At 36.5% G+C, this 17,519-nt stretch carries 10 protein-coding genes; all 10 read right to left on the bottom strand.

What is annotated here, in order from left to right; all coding sequences use genetic code 11:
- Window positions 1-36: 36 nt before the first annotated feature.
- The gene (locus BUE22_RS20660) at window positions 37-2,760 is read right to left on the bottom strand and encodes an alpha/beta hydrolase-fold protein (RefSeq protein WP_073397896.1); all 2,724 of its coding nucleotides are present in this window, start codon (window positions 2,758-2,760) and stop codon (window positions 37-39) included.
- Between the two features lie 59 nt (window positions 2,761-2,819).
- Window positions 2,820-4,043, bottom strand: coding sequence for an SGNH/GDSL hydrolase family protein (locus tag BUE22_RS20655; RefSeq protein ID WP_073397895.1), 1,224 nt, complete (start codon window positions 4,041-4,043; stop codon window positions 2,820-2,822).
- Window positions 4,044-4,051: 8 nt separating this feature from the next.
- Entirely contained in the window at window positions 4,052-5,785 is a 1,734-nt protein-coding gene (locus BUE22_RS20650) for a glycoside hydrolase family 43 protein (protein ID WP_073397894.1), read from the bottom strand.
- Window positions 5,786-6,071: 286 nt separating this feature from the next.
- On the bottom strand, window positions 6,072-8,018 hold the full coding sequence (locus BUE22_RS20645) for a RagB/SusD family nutrient uptake outer membrane protein (protein WP_073397893.1): 1,947 nt from the start codon (window positions 8,016-8,018) through the stop codon (window positions 6,072-6,074).
- Between the two features lie 12 nt (window positions 8,019-8,030).
- A complete protein-coding gene (locus BUE22_RS20640) occupies window positions 8,031-11,123 on the bottom strand; it encodes a SusC/RagA family TonB-linked outer membrane protein (RefSeq protein ID WP_073397892.1) in 3,093 nt (1,030 codons plus the stop codon).
- Window positions 11,124-11,660: 537 nt separating this feature from the next.
- Entirely contained in the window at window positions 11,661-12,317 is a 657-nt protein-coding gene (gene fsa / locus BUE22_RS20635; protein WP_073397891.1) for a fructose-6-phosphate aldolase, read from the bottom strand.
- Window positions 12,318-12,588: 271 nt separating this feature from the next.
- The gene (xylA, locus tag BUE22_RS20630; protein ID WP_073397890.1) at window positions 12,589-13,914 is read right to left on the bottom strand and encodes a xylose isomerase; all 1,326 of its coding nucleotides are present in this window, start codon (window positions 13,912-13,914) and stop codon (window positions 12,589-12,591) included.
- A gap of 4 nt (window positions 13,915-13,918) precedes the next feature.
- Window positions 13,919-15,403 (bottom strand): xylulokinase, encoded by a 1,485-nt coding sequence (locus BUE22_RS20625; protein ID WP_073397889.1) that lies wholly within the window; start codon window positions 15,401-15,403, stop codon window positions 13,919-13,921.
- 3 nt (window positions 15,404-15,406) lie between these two features.
- Window positions 15,407-16,417, bottom strand: a complete 1,011-nt coding sequence (locus tag BUE22_RS20620; RefSeq protein WP_073397888.1) for a GntR family transcriptional regulator — start codon at window positions 16,415-16,417, stop codon at window positions 15,407-15,409.
- Window positions 16,418-16,776: 359 nt separating this feature from the next.
- The gene (locus tag BUE22_RS20615) at window positions 16,777-17,484 is read right to left on the bottom strand and encodes an NUDIX hydrolase (protein WP_073397887.1); all 708 of its coding nucleotides are present in this window, start codon (window positions 17,482-17,484) and stop codon (window positions 16,777-16,779) included.
- Between the last annotated feature and the right edge of the window lie 35 nt (window positions 17,485-17,519).

Raw genomic sequence — 17,519 nt, 5'->3', positions numbered from 1 at the left:
TATTTATTATGCAATTCAATTACTATTTTAAAATCTTTATTTCTGCTGAAACAATAATGGCGTAAACATAAATAAATCATGTCTCCAGACCGGCCATGTATGTCCGCCCGGATATTCGCTGTATTTATATTTAATTCCGAGCTGGTCGAACTTTTTCATCATTATTTTGCAATTTTCATAAGCGATATCTTCTTTGCCGCCCATAGAAATCCAAAATTCTTTGATATTTGCATTAATTGTAGAGGCGTTATTTTTCATAAACTCGTATTGCGGATCAGCTAAAGTGGTATTATTCGCCCACCACCCTGAACTAAAAACGCCTATATAAGAAAACAAATCAGAATTTTTAACGCCCGCATAAAGTGTTTGCAAACCTCCCATTGATAATCCTGCCAAAGCCCTGTTTTTAGCATCTTTCGCTACTTTAAAATTGCTTTCTACAAAAGGTATAGCTCCGGTTTTCAATTCATTTTCAAAAGCTTTTAGTGCATTTTCATTAAAACCTGCCACGCCGCCTGTATTCCCCATATTGCCGTCAAGCATTGCGATTATCATTGGTTTTGCTTTATTTTCGGCAATTAAATTGTCTAAAATTAAGTTTGCTTTTCCCTGAGTTGCCCAGCCTGTTTGATCCTCGCCTCCACCATGCAGGAGATATAAAACCGGATATTTTTCTGTCGAATTCTCGTAACCCGGCGGTGTATACACATACATTTCGCGCCATGAATTGGTTCCTTTTGAAAAATATTTTTTGATTCTGATATCACCATGCGGAACGTCTTTTAAAGCGTAAAAATCTCCTTCTTTATTTGGAATTTCGATACCGCTTGCCATTCGTCCCATTCCGTAAAATGTCTGACTTGATGGATCTGCAACTGCAAGGCCATCAATAAGCAGGGAATAATAATTAAATCCTTTGTTGATTACCTCTGTAGTTACTGTCCAAAATCCTTCTGAATCTCTTGTCAGATCGTATTTTTTGCCCAAATCGATTTGTACTTTTGAAGCTTCGGGAGCGTTGACTTTAAAAAGCACTTTGTTATCCGGTAATATTTGAGGATATTTTGCAGTACGAATATTGGTTTGCGCAGGATTTCCTAAAATGGTATAAGCTGCAAAATTGGATTGATCGACAGGTTTAAATAAGAATTGTGAAAACATATATAATCCGTTTTTCCAGACTTTAAAATCATGAACTCCGGACTCGATATAATAAATGTGAGGTACATCATTTTTATATAAATAATCATGCGTTCGCTTACTATTTTCGATAAGCCAGTCGTTATCTCCGCAGGAAATCCAGAGTAGTTTTAATTTCTTTTTTGCCTCTTCTGGATTGGGAAGTAATTCTTGGGGTGCTTTAGTATTTGGAGCTGCAGAAAATGCTCCAACCCAGGCAAATTTATCTAAATTACCTAATCCGAAATTTAAAGATTGTCCGCCTCCCATTGATAATCCGGCGATGGCGCGGTGTTCTCTGTCTTTCAGAACCGGGTATTTTTTTTCGATAAACGGAATCAGGTCGTTTAATAAATCTTTTTCAAACGTAGCAAAAGCCTGTACTTTGTCGGGCGCCATTATATTTCCGGTCGCACTGTCGTCTTTCATTGCCCTGCCGTTTGGCATGACCACAATCATAGGTTCAATTTTTCCTTCTGCAAAAAGATTGTCTAATATAATTTGCGGATTTCCTCCGTTGAGCCATTCTTTTTCATCGCCGCCTATTCCGTGTAAAAGATACAAAACCGGATATTTTTTCTTTTTATTAAATCCCGGAGGTGTGTAAACTGTTGCTTTTCGTGTAGAACCAACCGTTTTAGATTCATAAGAGATCGTTTCTATTTTTCCCGCCGGAATATTGGTATTTAACTGATCAAAACCAAGGGGAGCCTGCACTATAAAAGGCGATTTTCCATCAGCCAATTTATATCCCAATAATGAAAGCATTTTATCAGCATAACGTCTTCCTAAGTCTCTGTAACCTGCGGCATTAAAATGCAAAAAATCAGGTTCTGCCATACATCCTTTAGATGAAATCACATACGAATTTGGAATCGTTTTTGGCAATGTTGCAATAATTTTATTCATGCTGCCACATTTACCATTCTGGTCTTCGTTTACGGTTTCCCCTGAAAGCAAAGGCACTTTTTTCGGATCCAGATTCAGGTCTTTTATCAAATTATCATAGACAATTTTTACTTTTTTTGTCCAAAGTGTATCGCCGGTATTCGATTCTCCCTGATGCAGCAAAATGCCTTTAATAACTCCTTTTTTCTGTGCTATTTTGGCCAGCTCTACCAATCTTGCATACGGATTTCCGTCGTATTCTTTTAGAATGCCTTTCATCCAGTCTGGCGCTGTTGCTACATATTCTGCTGTTTTATCTTTGTCAAAAAGTTCAATTTTGCATCCTCCAACGGCCACATTGATTACGCCCACTTTTATATTTTTAGGGAGATTGGCTACCAGATTTCTTCCAAAATAATCAACTGGCGTTAGTCCGGTACTGCAACGGCACAATGGCGGTATGGCAGTGTACCAATTTCCTTTTTCACGTTTCAGGTCAGGACAATTGACTGCCTGTAAAACCTGAAATCGATCATCGACACCCAATTTATCCTGTGGTTCTATTTTGGCATATCCTTCCATATTCGACTGGCCAAAACTCAGATAAACATGAAAATTAGGATCTTGAGAATATCCCTTTTGTGCTATTGAAAAAAGAACCGTAAATGCGAAAAACCTAAGTATTGATTTCATTGTTGATTTGTTTTTATTATCAAAAAATCATTTTAATCGAATTCAAAATATGCAAACTGTTATTTAAATAAATTGAGATCTACTGTTTCTCCCATCTTAAGATAACCTGCTTCGTTTGGATGCAAAAAATCGCCGTCGTGCAAGTTGGATAAAATCGTTTTTGAACCTTCTTCTGAAACCATGGCTTTATCAAAATCAATTACAGCATCAAAGGATTTGCTATTTCTGATCCAGGCATTTACAATATCACGGGCTTCTTGTTTGTGTGGCGCGTCATAAAATGATTTCGCAAATGGCAAAATGGTACAGCCGTAGACTTTAATTCCTTTTGCATGTGCTTTGGTAATCATCACTTTATAAGCTTCAATAAGTTCCTGCGCTTTTATTGGTGCATCTTCCTGATTTTTAATTCCTCCAATATCGTTGATGCCTTCCAGGATTACGAGCCATTTTGTGCCTTTTTGAGATAATACATCTCTGTCAAAACGATTTAAAGCCGTTGGGCCTAATCCGCCTTTAACGACACAATTTCCTCCAATTCCTAAATTTAAAACACCAATTTTTTCTGTTTTTTTATTGGTAGATAATCGTGTCGACAAAATATCTGTCCAACGATTTTGTTTGTTAGTTCCTGATCCTCGGCCGTCTGTAATGGAATTTCCCAAACAAACGATATTCGCAGTGTTTTTATCAGCCACAACATCCAATCCCATAATCGAATACCAATGATCTGTTTTTATGGCGCCATCAAAAGCTGCATTTTGAATTTGATCTCCTTCAAGAATGTAAGAAGTGGTTCGCGAACCGGGATGTCCTGATGTTTTTTGCGATGTATTTCCGTAATGAATGGTAATCGCCAAAAGTTGTCCGGGCTGTAATTCAAAATCAAAAGCATCTGAAAAAACTTCCTGTTCGGGATTTATGGTGATGTCTGGTTTTCCATTAAAACGAAGTTCCTTTTGGGTTTTAGCATCAACAATCGGTGCATCGATAACATTGGCCACACTAACCGATTTTAAAACCGTTTGTTGATCGCTAAAAATATTAGAGAAACGCAATCTCATCCGTTTTCCTCCAATAGAAACCCTTATAATTTGTCGAAGCGTATTTTCTGAAAGTCCCGGAGCGGGAGGCATATTGTTGGGTTCAACCAGCATTTGCGCGCAAGCCCAGGTTCCGACCCAATTCTCCGTTTTTGATTTGCTTTGTGCTAATATCTGACAACTCAAAATCAAAAAGAAGAGTTGCAAAAACAACAATCCTTTAAAATGTTCCTTTTTCATATTTCATTTTATTGTGGCTGAGCATCATTTGCAGCCGTTGCGTACAATCCTACCAATGCACCTGTAAAACCTCCTGCCACATTGGTTGAAAGAATATCACCTGAAACCGGTTCGCCTAAATTTTTAAAATTAGTACCGTTCAGGGCATAAGTAAATTCGTAACTGTCTCCGGTTGCTTTTACCTGAAGTCGTATGTTTTTTTTAATTTCAATTTTGGCACTTGCGATTGTTTTTGACTGTCCTTTTTCTGTTCTTTCTAATAAAATATAGGTGTCTTTTCCTTTTTTTGTGATGCCAAAAACATAATTAAAACGCTCGTTTTGCAGGCATGTAATTCCGGCAAGATCTTTTTCAGATTCTGGTTTATAGTCTATTGTCGTGGCAAAGGAGAACGTGTTGTGCATTTGTCTGTAAAAAAGTGTCGACGTAGGTTTCAGTTCTTTCATATTTACTTCGAAAGGATTAATCTGAAGTCCTTTTTTGGTTACGGAAATAAAGTTTTCACGAGGGCCTCGAAGTCCGATCCAGCGGTAATCTAATTTATCAGAAGTAAAATTTTCGGTAAATGTAAAATTACCATTCGGGAAAAATCCGTCTTTACCCGTTTTGTTTTCGGTAACGCCTTTTGGCATTTTAATTTTTGGTTCTAAAGGCACTAATCCGTTTTCAAAAACCGGAAAAGTTCCTGACCAGTCTACCGGAAGCATAAAAGTTTCGCGTCCTGTATTTACTCGGTCTTTATCATTCGGGCGAACGCCTAAAAATACACCGTAATATTTATTATCAGGTCCAAGAACTAAATCGGCATGTCCTGCCCAGTCTACTTTGTCTTTTCTGTCCTGAGGGAAATATCTTTGGGTCAAAATCGGGTTGTTTGATGCCGGTTTAAAAGGCCCTTTGGGACTATCGCTGATAAAAATAACTTCACTGTGATTTCCGCCAGTACCGCCTTCGGCACACATTAAATAATAATGACCGTCTTTTTTATACAAATGCGGCGCTTCTATCCAGATTGGTTTTTTAGAAAGGTCTACTCCGCCATCTACAATAATTTTATCCGTTCCCGGAATCACCTTATCTTTTTCCAGATCGTATTCCCAAACTTTTATAACACGATGTCCTTCATATAATTGCTTTCCTTTATCGGGAGCATCATTATGAACGATATATCCTTTTCCGTTATCATCAAAAAAGATACAAGGATCAATTCCGTCAAAGCCTAATTTTATTGGGCTTCCCCAGCCTTTCATCGGATCTTTTGTTTTTACTATAATATTGCCCAGACCTCCCGAAAATGCTGTTACAATCATATAGAAAGTGTCATTATGAGGATTATATGTTATTCCCGGTGCATATACGCCCTGGCTTATACCTGTATCATGCGGATTAAATTCGGAGACTTTATTTAATACGCCTCCAAGGTCTGTCCAATTCACTAAATCTTTAGAATGAAAAATTGGTACTCCTGGAAACATAGCAAATGAAGAACACACCATAAAATAATCATCGCCTTTTCTGGTAATTGCCGGATCCGGATAACATCCCTGTAAAACGGGAGAATAAAACTCATCTGGCTTTAATGGATTATTTTTATAAATATTATCATTTCCCTGATACACAACATTCGAAAAAACAGGTGGTTTTACATTCTGTTTTCCGGTAATGGTATCTTTAACTGCAACTCCTTTAAAAGAAAAGAGAAACGATAATGCTAGTGAGAGAACTAATAGTTGTTGTTTCATTTTTGTTTTTTCTTATTTTTTTAATGTGGATAAAGTGGGTTTATTGGAACGCGGATGACGCGGATTTAAACAGATTGTCGCTGATTTTTTTATTGAAAATCTGATAAATCTGCTTAATAAAACAAAGAAATCCGTTTAAATCCGCGTCATCCGCGTTCCATTTTTATTTCATTTTCAAATCAATATCCCTTATATCCTTGCTGCGTTTTACAAGGTAAAAGCCGAGGAAATTATTCCTCGGCTAAACTTAAACTAACTTAAAAATTTATTTACTTCAAAATATTTATTAATTGTATCCTGGATTCTGGTACGTTTTTTTATCGGCATCAGACATTTCCATACCATCTATTTGCCCTTGTGGAATAGGACGCAGATAATGATGTGGCTCTATTGTTCTGGTAATAACCTCTGGCGTATGCTGACCGTAATTTGATCCGCCAATTGAATATTTACCGGCAATTTCATTCCATTTTTGAGTTCTTACTAAATCGTACCAACGGTATCCTTCACCATAATATTCACGGGAACGCTCTGCCAGAATGTAATTAATGTCAATTACCGCAGGAGTTGTGCTTGTTAATAAGGCACTGTTGTCGGCCGTTTTTGCTACTTTACCATTATTGTCCCAGCGCCATTTTCCTGCGCGGTCTCTGATTACATTGATAAGATCTCTGGCAGACATACCGCCAGTTGCTCCTTTTACAGCTGCTTCTGCCGCGACAAAATAGAGTTCTGAAAATTTAGCAACCGGATAAGGTCTTGTGCTTCCTGCATTTGGCTGTCCTAATCCTCCTGCATTATCTGTACGGTATGGTCCTAATTTCCATAATCCCGGATATACGATTCTGCTTATTCCCAGTGGAGAAATTACATAATCAGATCTGCCTGGTAAAACTCCTGCTCCAACACCGTTATCTCCTGCTCCTGTAGGATAGGTAATTGCCGTTGCAGGTTCATCATTAAGAAAAGTTACAATAGCATCACCTGGCTTTACCGGTAATCCGTTAGCATTATACAATGTTGGTACATCGGTTAATCCGGTTCCAAGTAAATTCCAGTTTCCACGATATACGGCTGCAAATGTTCCGTCGTATCTTGAATCGTTTGTTTTATCTGCAAAAGTTTTGGTAAAGACTTCTATAGGCGGTACCATTCTTACCCACGGACGTCCCAAAAACTGATCTGCTGCTCTTTGTACAGTCGAAACTGCAGCTCCTGATGCATTTTTACTTCTTATCGAAGTGTAATTAAATGTTCCCATCCAGCCTGCAAAATTATCCGGCGCACCACCACTTCCGTATGTAAGACTTGCTCCATTGTAATATTCACTTTCTTCTGTATGATCTGCATAAAGCATAATTTCTTTGTTGCGATCATTAGAACCTAAGTTTACATCATAATAGTAAGGCAATAATCCATAAGTTCCCGGATTATTAATTCCGTCTAATGCGATGTTGTAAGCTTCCTGAAAATACCATTGTGCATTGTGACCATCAGGATCTGTTCTTGGTGTATCAGGATAGGTTGGAATATTGTTTGGATTTTCCAGCCACCATGCATATGTCAGATATGCTTTTGCCAACATTAAACGAGCCAGCGTTTTAGTTGCTGTACCGGTTAACCTTGGCGCATCAGGTAATTCATTTACAGCTGCTACTAAGTCCGGAAAAATAGCTTTGGTATAAACCTCACTTACTGTATTTCGTTTTGAAGATCTTGATGGCTTACTATTAAATTTCAGTTCGCCAGCTCCTAAATCTAAAGGCACGCCTCCAAAATTTTGTACTAATAAAAAATAATCAAAAGCTCTAAAGAATTTAGATTCTGCAATTAAGCTATTTGCAATACCTACTGCAGCAGCATTTTCAATAATACCACTTGCTGTATTAATATCATTGTAAGAGTTATTCCATACCACATCGGCTCTGCTTGAGGCAGGATTTATAACCCCAACTCCGGATAAATCATGATCTTTGAAATTTCCATCGGCTTGCTGTCCATATGTATTTTCATCTGTTCCTGTTTGCACAGAATTATAATAATAGGCCTGCCCGTATATCCATCGTAAATGGGCATAATGTGAGGTCAATCCCTGTACAACTCCCTGTTCCGTTTTAAAATAGCCAGGCTCATAAAAATCATGTGGTTTTTCTTCTAAAATATCAGAGCAGCCCGCAAAGGAGAACAAAGCTACTGATCCTATAAGTAATCTTTTAAAAATATATCGTTTCATAGTTGTTCTTGATTAAAATGTGAAATTAAGTCCGAATAAAAAGTTTCTGGTTGAAGGTGTATTTGTTCCAATAACCGTAAATCTACGTTGGTAAGTACCTGTTACGGCCTGATTTTCATCTCCAAAAGAATTTGTTTCAGGATCCATTCCTGATTTTCTATTGTAAGGAGAGAAAAGTACAAACGGATTTTGCGCTGTAAAATAAAGTCTCAGCTTCTGTATCCCTAAACTTCTCATAAATTCCTGATCTAGAGTATATCCAAGAGTTAATGCTCTGATTTTTACATAAGATGCATCAAAATATCCCATCGTAGAAATGTATTTTGGGTTATCACCACTTCTAATACCTCTTGGATTTGGATATTCAGCATCTCTGTTATCCGGAGTCCAGTAATCTACATCAACATTACTTCTTCTTCCGTTAAGTAAATTCAGGTAACTGTTTCCTCCGTAAAGTGTACTGATTAAAACACCACCGCTTTTAAAAGCTCCTACGGCAGAAAAATCAAAACCTTTATATGTTAAGTTCGTATTAAAACCTCCCTGAAAGTCCGGGTCAGTTTCTATAATTTGTCTGTCGCTTGTATTAATGGCACGAGTTGGTGAACCATCCGGATTAAAATCTCCTGTATATTTTACTTTAATAGATCCTACTACTGTTCCCTGAGCGTTGATACCGGTTGGTCCTGGCTCTAATATTGACATGTATGGATCGCCTTCCTGCCAGATTCCTACTTTTTCATAATCGTAAATAGAGTTGATATTATAACCTACAAACCAGGAATTTGCCTCATCTCTTTGCGCTCCCGACGCAAGTTTAACCAACTTGTTTTCGTTGGCATAGAAATTAACCCCAACGGTCCAGCTCAATCCTTTTGGATTATCAAGAATAACTCCGTTTAAGGCAATTTCATATCCTTTATTTTCAGTTTCACCCACGTTTGCCACATAACTGCTCACGCCCGATGTTGCCGGAAGATTTACGCGTTGCAGCAAATCTTTTGTATTTGTTTTATAATATTCGATGGTACCTGATAAACGATTATTAAGGAAAGCGAAATCCAGTCCGTAATTCCATGTTGTCGAATATTCCCATCCTAAATCCGGATTAGGTAGTGTTGTAACATATACACCTGTAGAATTTGTATTTCCAAAATTATAAGGTCTTGTACTTAAAGCCCCCAAAGTTTGATATGGATCTACAGCCTGATTAGAAGTTTCACCGTATCCTACACGTAATTTTACAAGATTAACCCATGAAAGATTTTTCATAAAAGATTCATTAGAAGCTGTCCATCCTGCAGAAACCGCCGGATACGTAACCCATTTATTTCCTTTTGATAAACGTGACGAACCGTCTGAACGAATTGTTCCCGAAATAAAATATTTATTGTCATAAGAATACATTGCCCTTGCCATATAAGAACTTAAACCCCATTGTGTATAATCCTGATCTGCAGGGTTTATAACCGCTTCTTCTTCACTCTGACCCAAGTTGTAAAACTGAAATGCATCAGAAGTAATTCCGTTTCTGGCGATTCTTGAAGTATTTCCTGTAAATTGCTCGTTTGAATATAATCCCACAAAATTTACGGTATGCTTTTCAGCAAAAGTTTTATCGTATGAAATCAAATTTTCAATAAGCCATTGTGTTGATAATGTATTGCTAATCCATGCATTTGATATCGTGGTTGGATTTACATCAAAAACACCTTGTCCTTCATAGTAACCGCCATTTGATAAGCGTAGATTCAATCCGGTATTCATTCGATATTTCAAACCTTCAACTCCCGGTATTTTTACTTCAGCAAAAATATTATTGTACGAACTAAAAGCTCTTGTCTGGTTCACATAAGACTCGCCAAGATTATTAATAGATTCTCTGGTGTAAACCCAGTTTTCATCAGCACCCATTCTCACGGTTCTTTTCAAAGATCCGTCCGGATTATATGGATTTGCCAAAGGAGAGGTTCCTAAAACAGTACCTGTACCAATGTTATCTCCGTTGGTAACAGAATAATTGCTATTGGTATTAAATCCCATACGAAAAGAGCTTCCTAATTGCTGATCTAAACCTGCTCTTAAGCTAAAACGCTCGTATTTTTGACCAGGTAAAACTGATTCTTCTTTATAATATCCTAAACCTGCATTATAAGCTCCGTTCTCACTACCTCCTGAAACACTTACATCATGACTAATCATTTCGCCAGCTCCGTAAAGTGAATCCTGCCAGTCTGTATTGGTGCTTCTTGACTCATCAATACCATCTGTATATAAAGTTGAATAATCACGAAGTGCTCCAAATTTAGCAGCATCCATCATATCATATTTCCCAAAAACCTGCTTGATACCGCTAAATCCATTATAGTTAAAAGTAGCTTTTTGATTTTTACGTCCTTTATTACTTGTAATTAATATAACCCCGTTTGCTCCACGTGAACCATAAATAGCAGTTGCAGAGGCATCTTTTAAAACATCTACAGATTTTATATCAACAGGATTTATATCTCCGATTGAACCTGCAAACGGAACTCCGTCTAAAACAATTAAAGGATCATTACTCCCTGTTAAAGATCTGGTTCCACGTATGCGTATCTGCATTGCTGCTCCCGGTTTGGTCGAAGTCTGAGTTAAGTCAACACCCGCGAGCCTTCCTTGTAAAGCCTGCGTTACGTTGGCAGCAGCAACTTGATTTAATTCACCGCCTCCAATAGAAGCTACAGATCCCGTTACAGCTTCTTTCCTTTGCGTTCCGTACCCGATAACAACTACTTCTTTTAATTGAGCAGAATCTTCTTCAAGACTTACATTAATTTTGCTTTGTCCGTTTACAGCTACTTCTTTGTTTCTTAAACCTATAAAACTGAAAACAAGAATACCATTGGATGGGACATCGATAGTATAAGTACCGTCAAAACCAGTACTTACACCAGTTTTAGTTCCTTTTAAATTTACATTAGCCCCCGGAATTGGACCATTTGCATCTGATACGGTTCCGGTAACTTTTGTCTGCGCACTCGAATGGAGTGAAAACGCAAACATTAAGATCAAAAAACAAAAACATTTTAGATGCTTTGCTTTACTTGTAACAAAAGAGTTAGTCATAAAAATTGATTTAGATAGTTAAAATTTGATTGGTTTAGTTAATAAGTGTACTTATAACAAATATAAAGAAAAGCAACTAATACACAATCGGTTGTTTGTTATTTTTTTAAACAATCAATAAAAAAACATACTTTAAAAAACATTCTAAATAATTTTAAGACTAAAATAATACATAATAGTTATTATTAGAATTATTTTTACTCCTAATTTTGACAATATTGCTGCATAACTTCTATTTAGTTAAAAAAAGCATAAAAAATAAAAAAAGTAAAAACGATCATGCTTTTACTCAAAAATAGTAATTTTTTAATGTAAAAATATTGTTAAAATAGAAAACTAAAAGGTAATAGATCAGTGTATTTGCTCTTAATCATTAAATATTTAGTTCTGAAAAGTAATCAGAACAACAGAAAAAGCAATCGGTTGTTATAAAATTAAAAAAAGCTCCTTTCGAATTAAATTCAAAAGGAGCTTTTCTAAAAATTGAAATTCAGTAAAATCAGTAAAAATTGACGTACTAAACTGGCAGTAAGAATATTATAATTTCATTTTTTTAGCATCTTCAATAAATTGGTTCAATCCAATATCGGTTAACGGATGTTTAAGTAATCCTTTAATAGCAGAAAGAGGACCCGTCATAACATCCGATCCAACTTTTGCACAATTTACAATGTGCATTGTATGTCTGATCGAAGCAGAGAGAATCTGAGTTTGGTAATCGTAATTATCATAAATTTCTCGGATCTCTTCAATCAAATGCATTCCGTCTGTTGAAATATCATCGAGTCTTCCTAAAAACGGAGAAACATAGGTAGCGCCTGCTTTTGCTGCCAGTAACGCCTGCCCTGCAGAGAACACTAAGGTAACATTGGTTTTAATTCCTTTTGATGAAAAATACTTGCATGCTTTTACGCCATCGCCAATCATTGGTAACTTAACCACGATTTGTGGATGAAGTTTGGCAAGTTCCTCACCTTCTCTTACCATTCCGTCAAAATCTGTCGAAACAACTTCTGCAGAAACATCGCCATCTACAATATTGCAAATGTCCAGGTAATGTTTTAAAATATTATCTTTTCCTGTAATTCCTTCTTTCGCCATCAACGAAGGATTTGTTGTTACACCGTCCAGAACGCCCATTTCCTGCGCTTCCTTAATGTCTTGTAAATTGGCTGTGTCAATAAAAAATTTCATTTTTTTGTGGTTTTAATTTGGTTAGTATTTAGTTTGTCATCCTGACGAAGGAAGGATCTCCGCTTACAACATCGACAAAGATTGACATATTTGATTGTAGAGCTACTTCCTGAGATTCCTCGTTTCCTCGGAATGACAAAACTACCTCTAACAGCTAATAGTTGTTGCGCACATCTTTGTCAAAGTTTAAAACTTTGACAAAGATTATACACACAGAATGTTTATCAAAATAGTTATTTCAGTTTTTAACCTTCTATAACTATCACTTTGATTATATATATTGATTGATAATGTTTTCAAACAATTCTTGTTTACCGCTTTGCAATGACAATTCACCATTTTGGTTGGCAATTTCATACAAATCTTTAAGGTTTAATTTTCCATCAGCAAAATCTTTTCCTTTTCCAGAATCAAAAGAGCTATATCTTTCTTTTCTTAATTTTTCATAAGGAGAAGAAGTAATAATTTTATCTGCAGTCAATAATGCTCTTGCAAAAGTATCTGCACCACCAATGTGCGCAAGGAAAACATCTTCAAGATCAGTAGAATTTCTTCTGATTTTGGCATCGAAGTTTACACCACCGCCTTGTAATCCGCCAGCTTTTAAGAAAACAAGCATTGCCTCTGTAGTTTCCTGAATGTTGTTCGGGAATTGGTCTGTATCCCAGCCATTTTGGTAATCACCTCTGTTAGCATCGATACTTCCTAACATTCCTGCTTTTGCAGCCACTTCCAATTCATGTTGAAAAGTATGTTGTGCCAAAGTTGCGTGGTTTACTTCAATATTGATTTTGAAATCTTTATCTAAACCATATTCTTTTAAGAAACCAATCGCTGTAGCCGAGTCAAAATCGTATTGGTGTTTTGATGGTTCCATAGGTTTTGGCTCGATAAAGAAAGTTCCTTTAAAACCTTGTGATCTTGCATAATCTCTTGACATCGTTAAAAACTGTGCCATGTGATCTAATTCTCTCCCCATATCTGTATTCAAAAGAGACATATAACCTTCTCTTCCGCCCCAGAATACGTAGTTTTCTCCGTCTAAAGCAATCGTAGCATCAAGTGCTAATTTTACTTGTCCGCCAGCTCTTGCAACGACATTAAAATCTGGATTTGTTGCTGCTCCGTTCATAAATCTTGGGTTTGAGAAACAGTTTGAAGTTCCCCAAAGCAATTTAATTCCCGATTCTGCTTTTTTCTGTTTTAAGTATTCTGTAATAGTTGCCAAACGTTTTTCAGATTCGGCAAAAGTTGGTCCTTCAGCAATCAAATCATAATCGTGAAAACAGAAATAATCAAATCCCATTTTACTGATAAATTCAAACGCAGCATCCGCTTTATCTTTTGCTGCCTGAATTGGATCTGATGACTGATCCCACGCAAAATTCTGAGTTCCCGGTCCAAACGGATCGCTTCCTTGTCCGCAGAACGTGTGCCAGTATGCAATCGCAAATCTAAAGTGCTCTCGCATTGTTTTTCCCGCAACAACCTGCTCCGGATTGTAATATTTAAATGCCAACGGATTATCAGATTCCTTGCCTTCAAATTTTATCTGGCCAATGCCTTTGTAATATTCTTTATTGCCTAAAACTACCATTTCTTTATTTTTTATGTGTTAATATTAATTCTAATTCTTGTTTCCATTTTGCATAAGCCTTTGCATACGGTTCTGCATTTTTTAGTGGTAAAAAGGTCATTACGTGATCGTTGGTCGTAATACTTGAACCAAATTTATTGTAATCACCATCTTTTAAACCCACTGCTCTCGCCGCTCCAACTGCGCCGGTTGTATTGTAAATTTCAATTTCGTGTCCGATTAAAGTTGCCACCGTATTCGAAAAAATCTCCGAACGGAACAAATTATCATTTCCGGCTCTAATTACATTTATCGTCGCATTATCATCCTTTAAACATTCCATTCCGTACACAAACGAAAAAGCAATTCCTTCAAGAGAAGCCCTGAACAAATGTGCGCTATTGTGAATATTTAAGTTGAGATTTAAAAAGTGTGTTCCGATGTTTTTATTGTTGAACATACGTTCTGCGCCATTTCCAAACGGAATCACGACAACACCATCAGAACCTACATCAATTTTAGACGCTTTACGGTTCATCGATTCGTAGGTTTCGTCACCCATATTATTACGAAGCCAACGGTACTGAATTCCGGCTCCGTTTATGTTTAAAAGTTTTCCAACTCTTGGTGTTTTTTCTTCGTAATTAACATGTACAAAATTGTTGACGCGTGTACTTTTTCCGGAAGACATTTCGCTAACGGCATAAAATACACCCGAAGTTCCTCCCGTAGCAGCCACTTCTCCCGGATTCAAAACATTCAAAGCCAAGGCATTATTAGGCTGATCTCCCGCTCTGTAAACGACCGGAATCCCAACAAGAAGTCCTGCTTCTTTCGCTCCTTTTTCGTTTAAAATTCCCTGATTCGTGAAATTCTCAACAATATCCGGCGTCAAAGATGGATCGATTCCGTAATAATCCAAAAGCCAGTTTGCCACTTTGTTTTCTTTATAATCCCAAAGCATTCCTTCAGACAAACCATTTTTTGTAGTGGTAATTTCTCCCGTCAATTTTAGCGCAATATAATCGCCCGGAAGCATGTATTTGTAAATGTTGCTGTAGATTTCAGGTTCGTTTTCTTTGACCCATTTTAGTTTCGAAGCCGTAAAATTCCCAGGAGAATTCAATAAATGCTCCATACATTTTTGTTCTCCAATTTCGGCAAAAGCCTCATTACCAATTTCCACCGCACGGCTGTCGCACCAAATAATCGAATTTCGAAGCGCATTTCCATCTTTGTCCACAATAACCAATCCGTGCATTTGGTACGAAATACCAACTCCCGTAATTTTTGAAGCTTCAATATTGGCCTCACGAATCGCTCTTTTTGTGGCTGTGCAAATGTGCTGCCACCAAATTTCAGGATCTTGTTCAGCCCAGTCAGAATGAAGGGCAACAATTTCCATTTCGTTTTGAGGTTCATTCAAAACAATTATTTTTTTCCCTGTTTCAGCTTCAACCAAAGCTACTTTTACAGACGAACTTCCAATATCATATCCTATATAATACATAACTTATAATGATTCTCTTAAAATTAAATTTGTTGGCACATAACTCTGCATCACTTCATCATGCGTAATAAATGCGGCCGCTTTTGTTCCTATTGCATTAAAATCAGTCGATACGACCGAAATTCCTTTGTATATAAATTTCTTCATTGGTGTTTCGTTATACGACAAAAAACCAACATCTTCCCCAGGCTCTAAATCCTTCTCTTTGCATTGCTCTAAAAAGTGACCTAAAATCCTGTCGCTTATGCTGATATACGCAATTCCTTTTTCGATATTAAACTTTTTGGCATCGGTAATAATTTCATTTTTAAAATTAAAATCGGCGCAAAATTTCTTAAAAAACTGTAAGGTTTCTTTGGGATGATTTGTATAATCCGGATAAATAAAATGGATGCTTTTATACTTTCTAAACAAATCAGCGGCTTCTTTCAATGAACTGTAAAACGCTTTTCCAAAATCCTGAAAAACATAATTATTTTCTTTTTTCGAATGAATATTCCAATCAATCAAAAGCAATTTATCATTCGAAATAGCTGATAATGTTGGCGCTACTTCTTTATGATCAAAATTCATCACCACGTATTTATAATATTTCCCAACACTATTATTGATGATCGTTTTAAAAACATCTATATTATAATGATGAAACTGAACATCTGTAATCACATTATCCGGCAAATTATTGACAAACGAATGATACAAAACCTCTTTATACGCCTTAAATGTGTCTAAAACCAAAAGCACTTTTCTGGTTTCTCCCGAAACATAATAGCCTTTATTCGGCACAGAATCAATGACATTCTGATCTTTTAAAATTGAATATGCTTTAAAAACCGTATCTCTCGACAACTGATTTTCTTTACAAATCGCATTTACAGACGGAAGCAAATCCCCCTTTTGCAAAATATTCTCCGCAATAGCATTATTAATTCCGTTTACCAACTGCTGGTATTTCGGAACATCACTATCGTGATTGATAACAAATACAAATTTTTCCTGTTCTTCTTTTAGCATACTGTTCCGTTCTGTTCTGGTATGCTAAAGTAGTGAATCCAACTTTATAAAAAAATACTTTTTCGTCCTAAATTGTTATGTTTTCAAAGCTCCAAAGGAGCGATATTTCCTAGAGATGCCACCCCGCTGGGGTTTCTATATAAATTAAAATACCAATTCTATAAATATGACGTCCCGTTGGGACTATTCAAATTATTATTGATATTCTCTGAATTATTATCTAAACAATAAAAATAATTTGGGCGTGTCCCTCCGGGTCGGGCTATTCGCTGCAAGTCCTCGCACTTCCTTCGTCAGGCTGTGGGCTTTTCGCTGCTATCCCTCACGCACCCGTAATCAAGACCAGACAAAACACTTCCTTAAAAATTAAAATTTATTTCTCTCTGTGATAACAATTCCTGATTTTGCAAATTCAAACTGTAAAACCTTGCAGCTCTGTGCGAAACATCTTCTTCCTTTTCATTCGAGTCATGTACAATTCCTGTCTGCAATAACTTTCTTCTAAAATTTGATTTATTAATCTCGATTCCTAAAATTTCTTCATACAAATTGATAACCTGCAAAAGGGTAAATTTCTCCGGCAATAAATTAAAACCAACCGCGCTTTTGCAGATATTTTTGCGTAATTCTTTTAAGCTAAAATCTAATATAATTTTGTGTTTATCGTTTAAACCGATAATTTCATTAATGCCAATCCATTTAACATCAGCATTAAACAAATCATCTTTGCTGTTATCGCGTTTTACCAAAGCATAATATGCGATCGAAATGTCTTCCTGCAACGAAGAGTCTGACTGATAACTAAATGCCTTTAATTGCTCTAAGAAAAATTGATCGCCGTTAATGTAATTTTTCAAAATATTATGGGCTGTACTCAAAATTGTTTCACCTTTTTTGATGTAATCATTCGCCAGTCCCCACGTTATAACTCCTTCATTGTCTTGTTGTTTTACCAATAAAACTTTAAGACTGTTGTTTTCAAAATTGAATATGACACAATCAATTTCTATTTTGTTTGTAATATATTGTTTGGCGATTTTTCTAACATTTTCATCTCCCTTTTTCATAGAAAATAAAATTTAAACATATTACTTTTCTTTTC

This window comes from Flavobacterium pectinovorum, from assembly GCF_900142715.1.
GTDB classification, from domain to species: domain Bacteria; phylum Bacteroidota; class Bacteroidia; order Flavobacteriales; family Flavobacteriaceae; genus Flavobacterium; species Flavobacterium pectinovorum.
Note: the sequence above shows the minus strand (reverse complement) of the source record. Positions and strands in the feature narration are given on the sequence as shown.

What these genes read in the sequence shown, in the direction of transcription:
- BUE22_RS20660 (WP_073397896.1), bottom strand. Translation starts at nt 2,760, where the DNA reads ATGAAATCAATACTTAGGTTTTTCGCATTTACGGTTCTTTTTTCAATA.
- BUE22_RS20655 (WP_073397895.1), bottom strand. Translation starts at nt 4,043, where the DNA reads ATGAAAAAGGAACATTTTAAAGGATTGTTGTTTTTGCAACTCTTCTTT.
- BUE22_RS20650 (WP_073397894.1), bottom strand. Translation starts at nt 5,785, where the DNA reads ATGAAACAACAACTATTAGTTCTCTCACTAGCATTATCGTTTCTCTTT.
- BUE22_RS20645 (WP_073397893.1), bottom strand. Translation starts at nt 8,018, where the DNA reads ATGAAACGATATATTTTTAAAAGATTACTTATAGGATCAGTAGCTTTG.
- BUE22_RS20640 (WP_073397892.1), bottom strand. Translation starts at nt 11,123, where the DNA reads ATGACTAACTCTTTTGTTACAAGTAAAGCAAAGCATCTAAAATGTTTT.
- fsa (WP_073397891.1), bottom strand. Translation starts at nt 12,317, where the DNA reads ATGAAATTTTTTATTGACACAGCCAATTTACAAGACATTAAGGAAGCG.
- xylA (WP_073397890.1), bottom strand. Translation starts at nt 13,914, where the DNA reads ATGGTAGTTTTAGGCAATAAAGAATATTACAAAGGCATTGGCCAGATA.
- BUE22_RS20625 (WP_073397889.1), bottom strand. Translation starts at nt 15,403, where the DNA reads ATGTATTATATAGGATATGATATTGGAAGTTCGTCTGTAAAAGTAGCT.
- BUE22_RS20620 (WP_073397888.1), bottom strand. Translation starts at nt 16,417, where the DNA reads ATGCTAAAAGAAGAACAGGAAAAATTTGTATTTGTTATCAATCACGAT.
- BUE22_RS20615 (WP_073397887.1), bottom strand. Translation starts at nt 17,484, where the DNA reads ATGAAAAAGGGAGATGAAAATGTTAGAAAAATCGCCAAACAATATATT.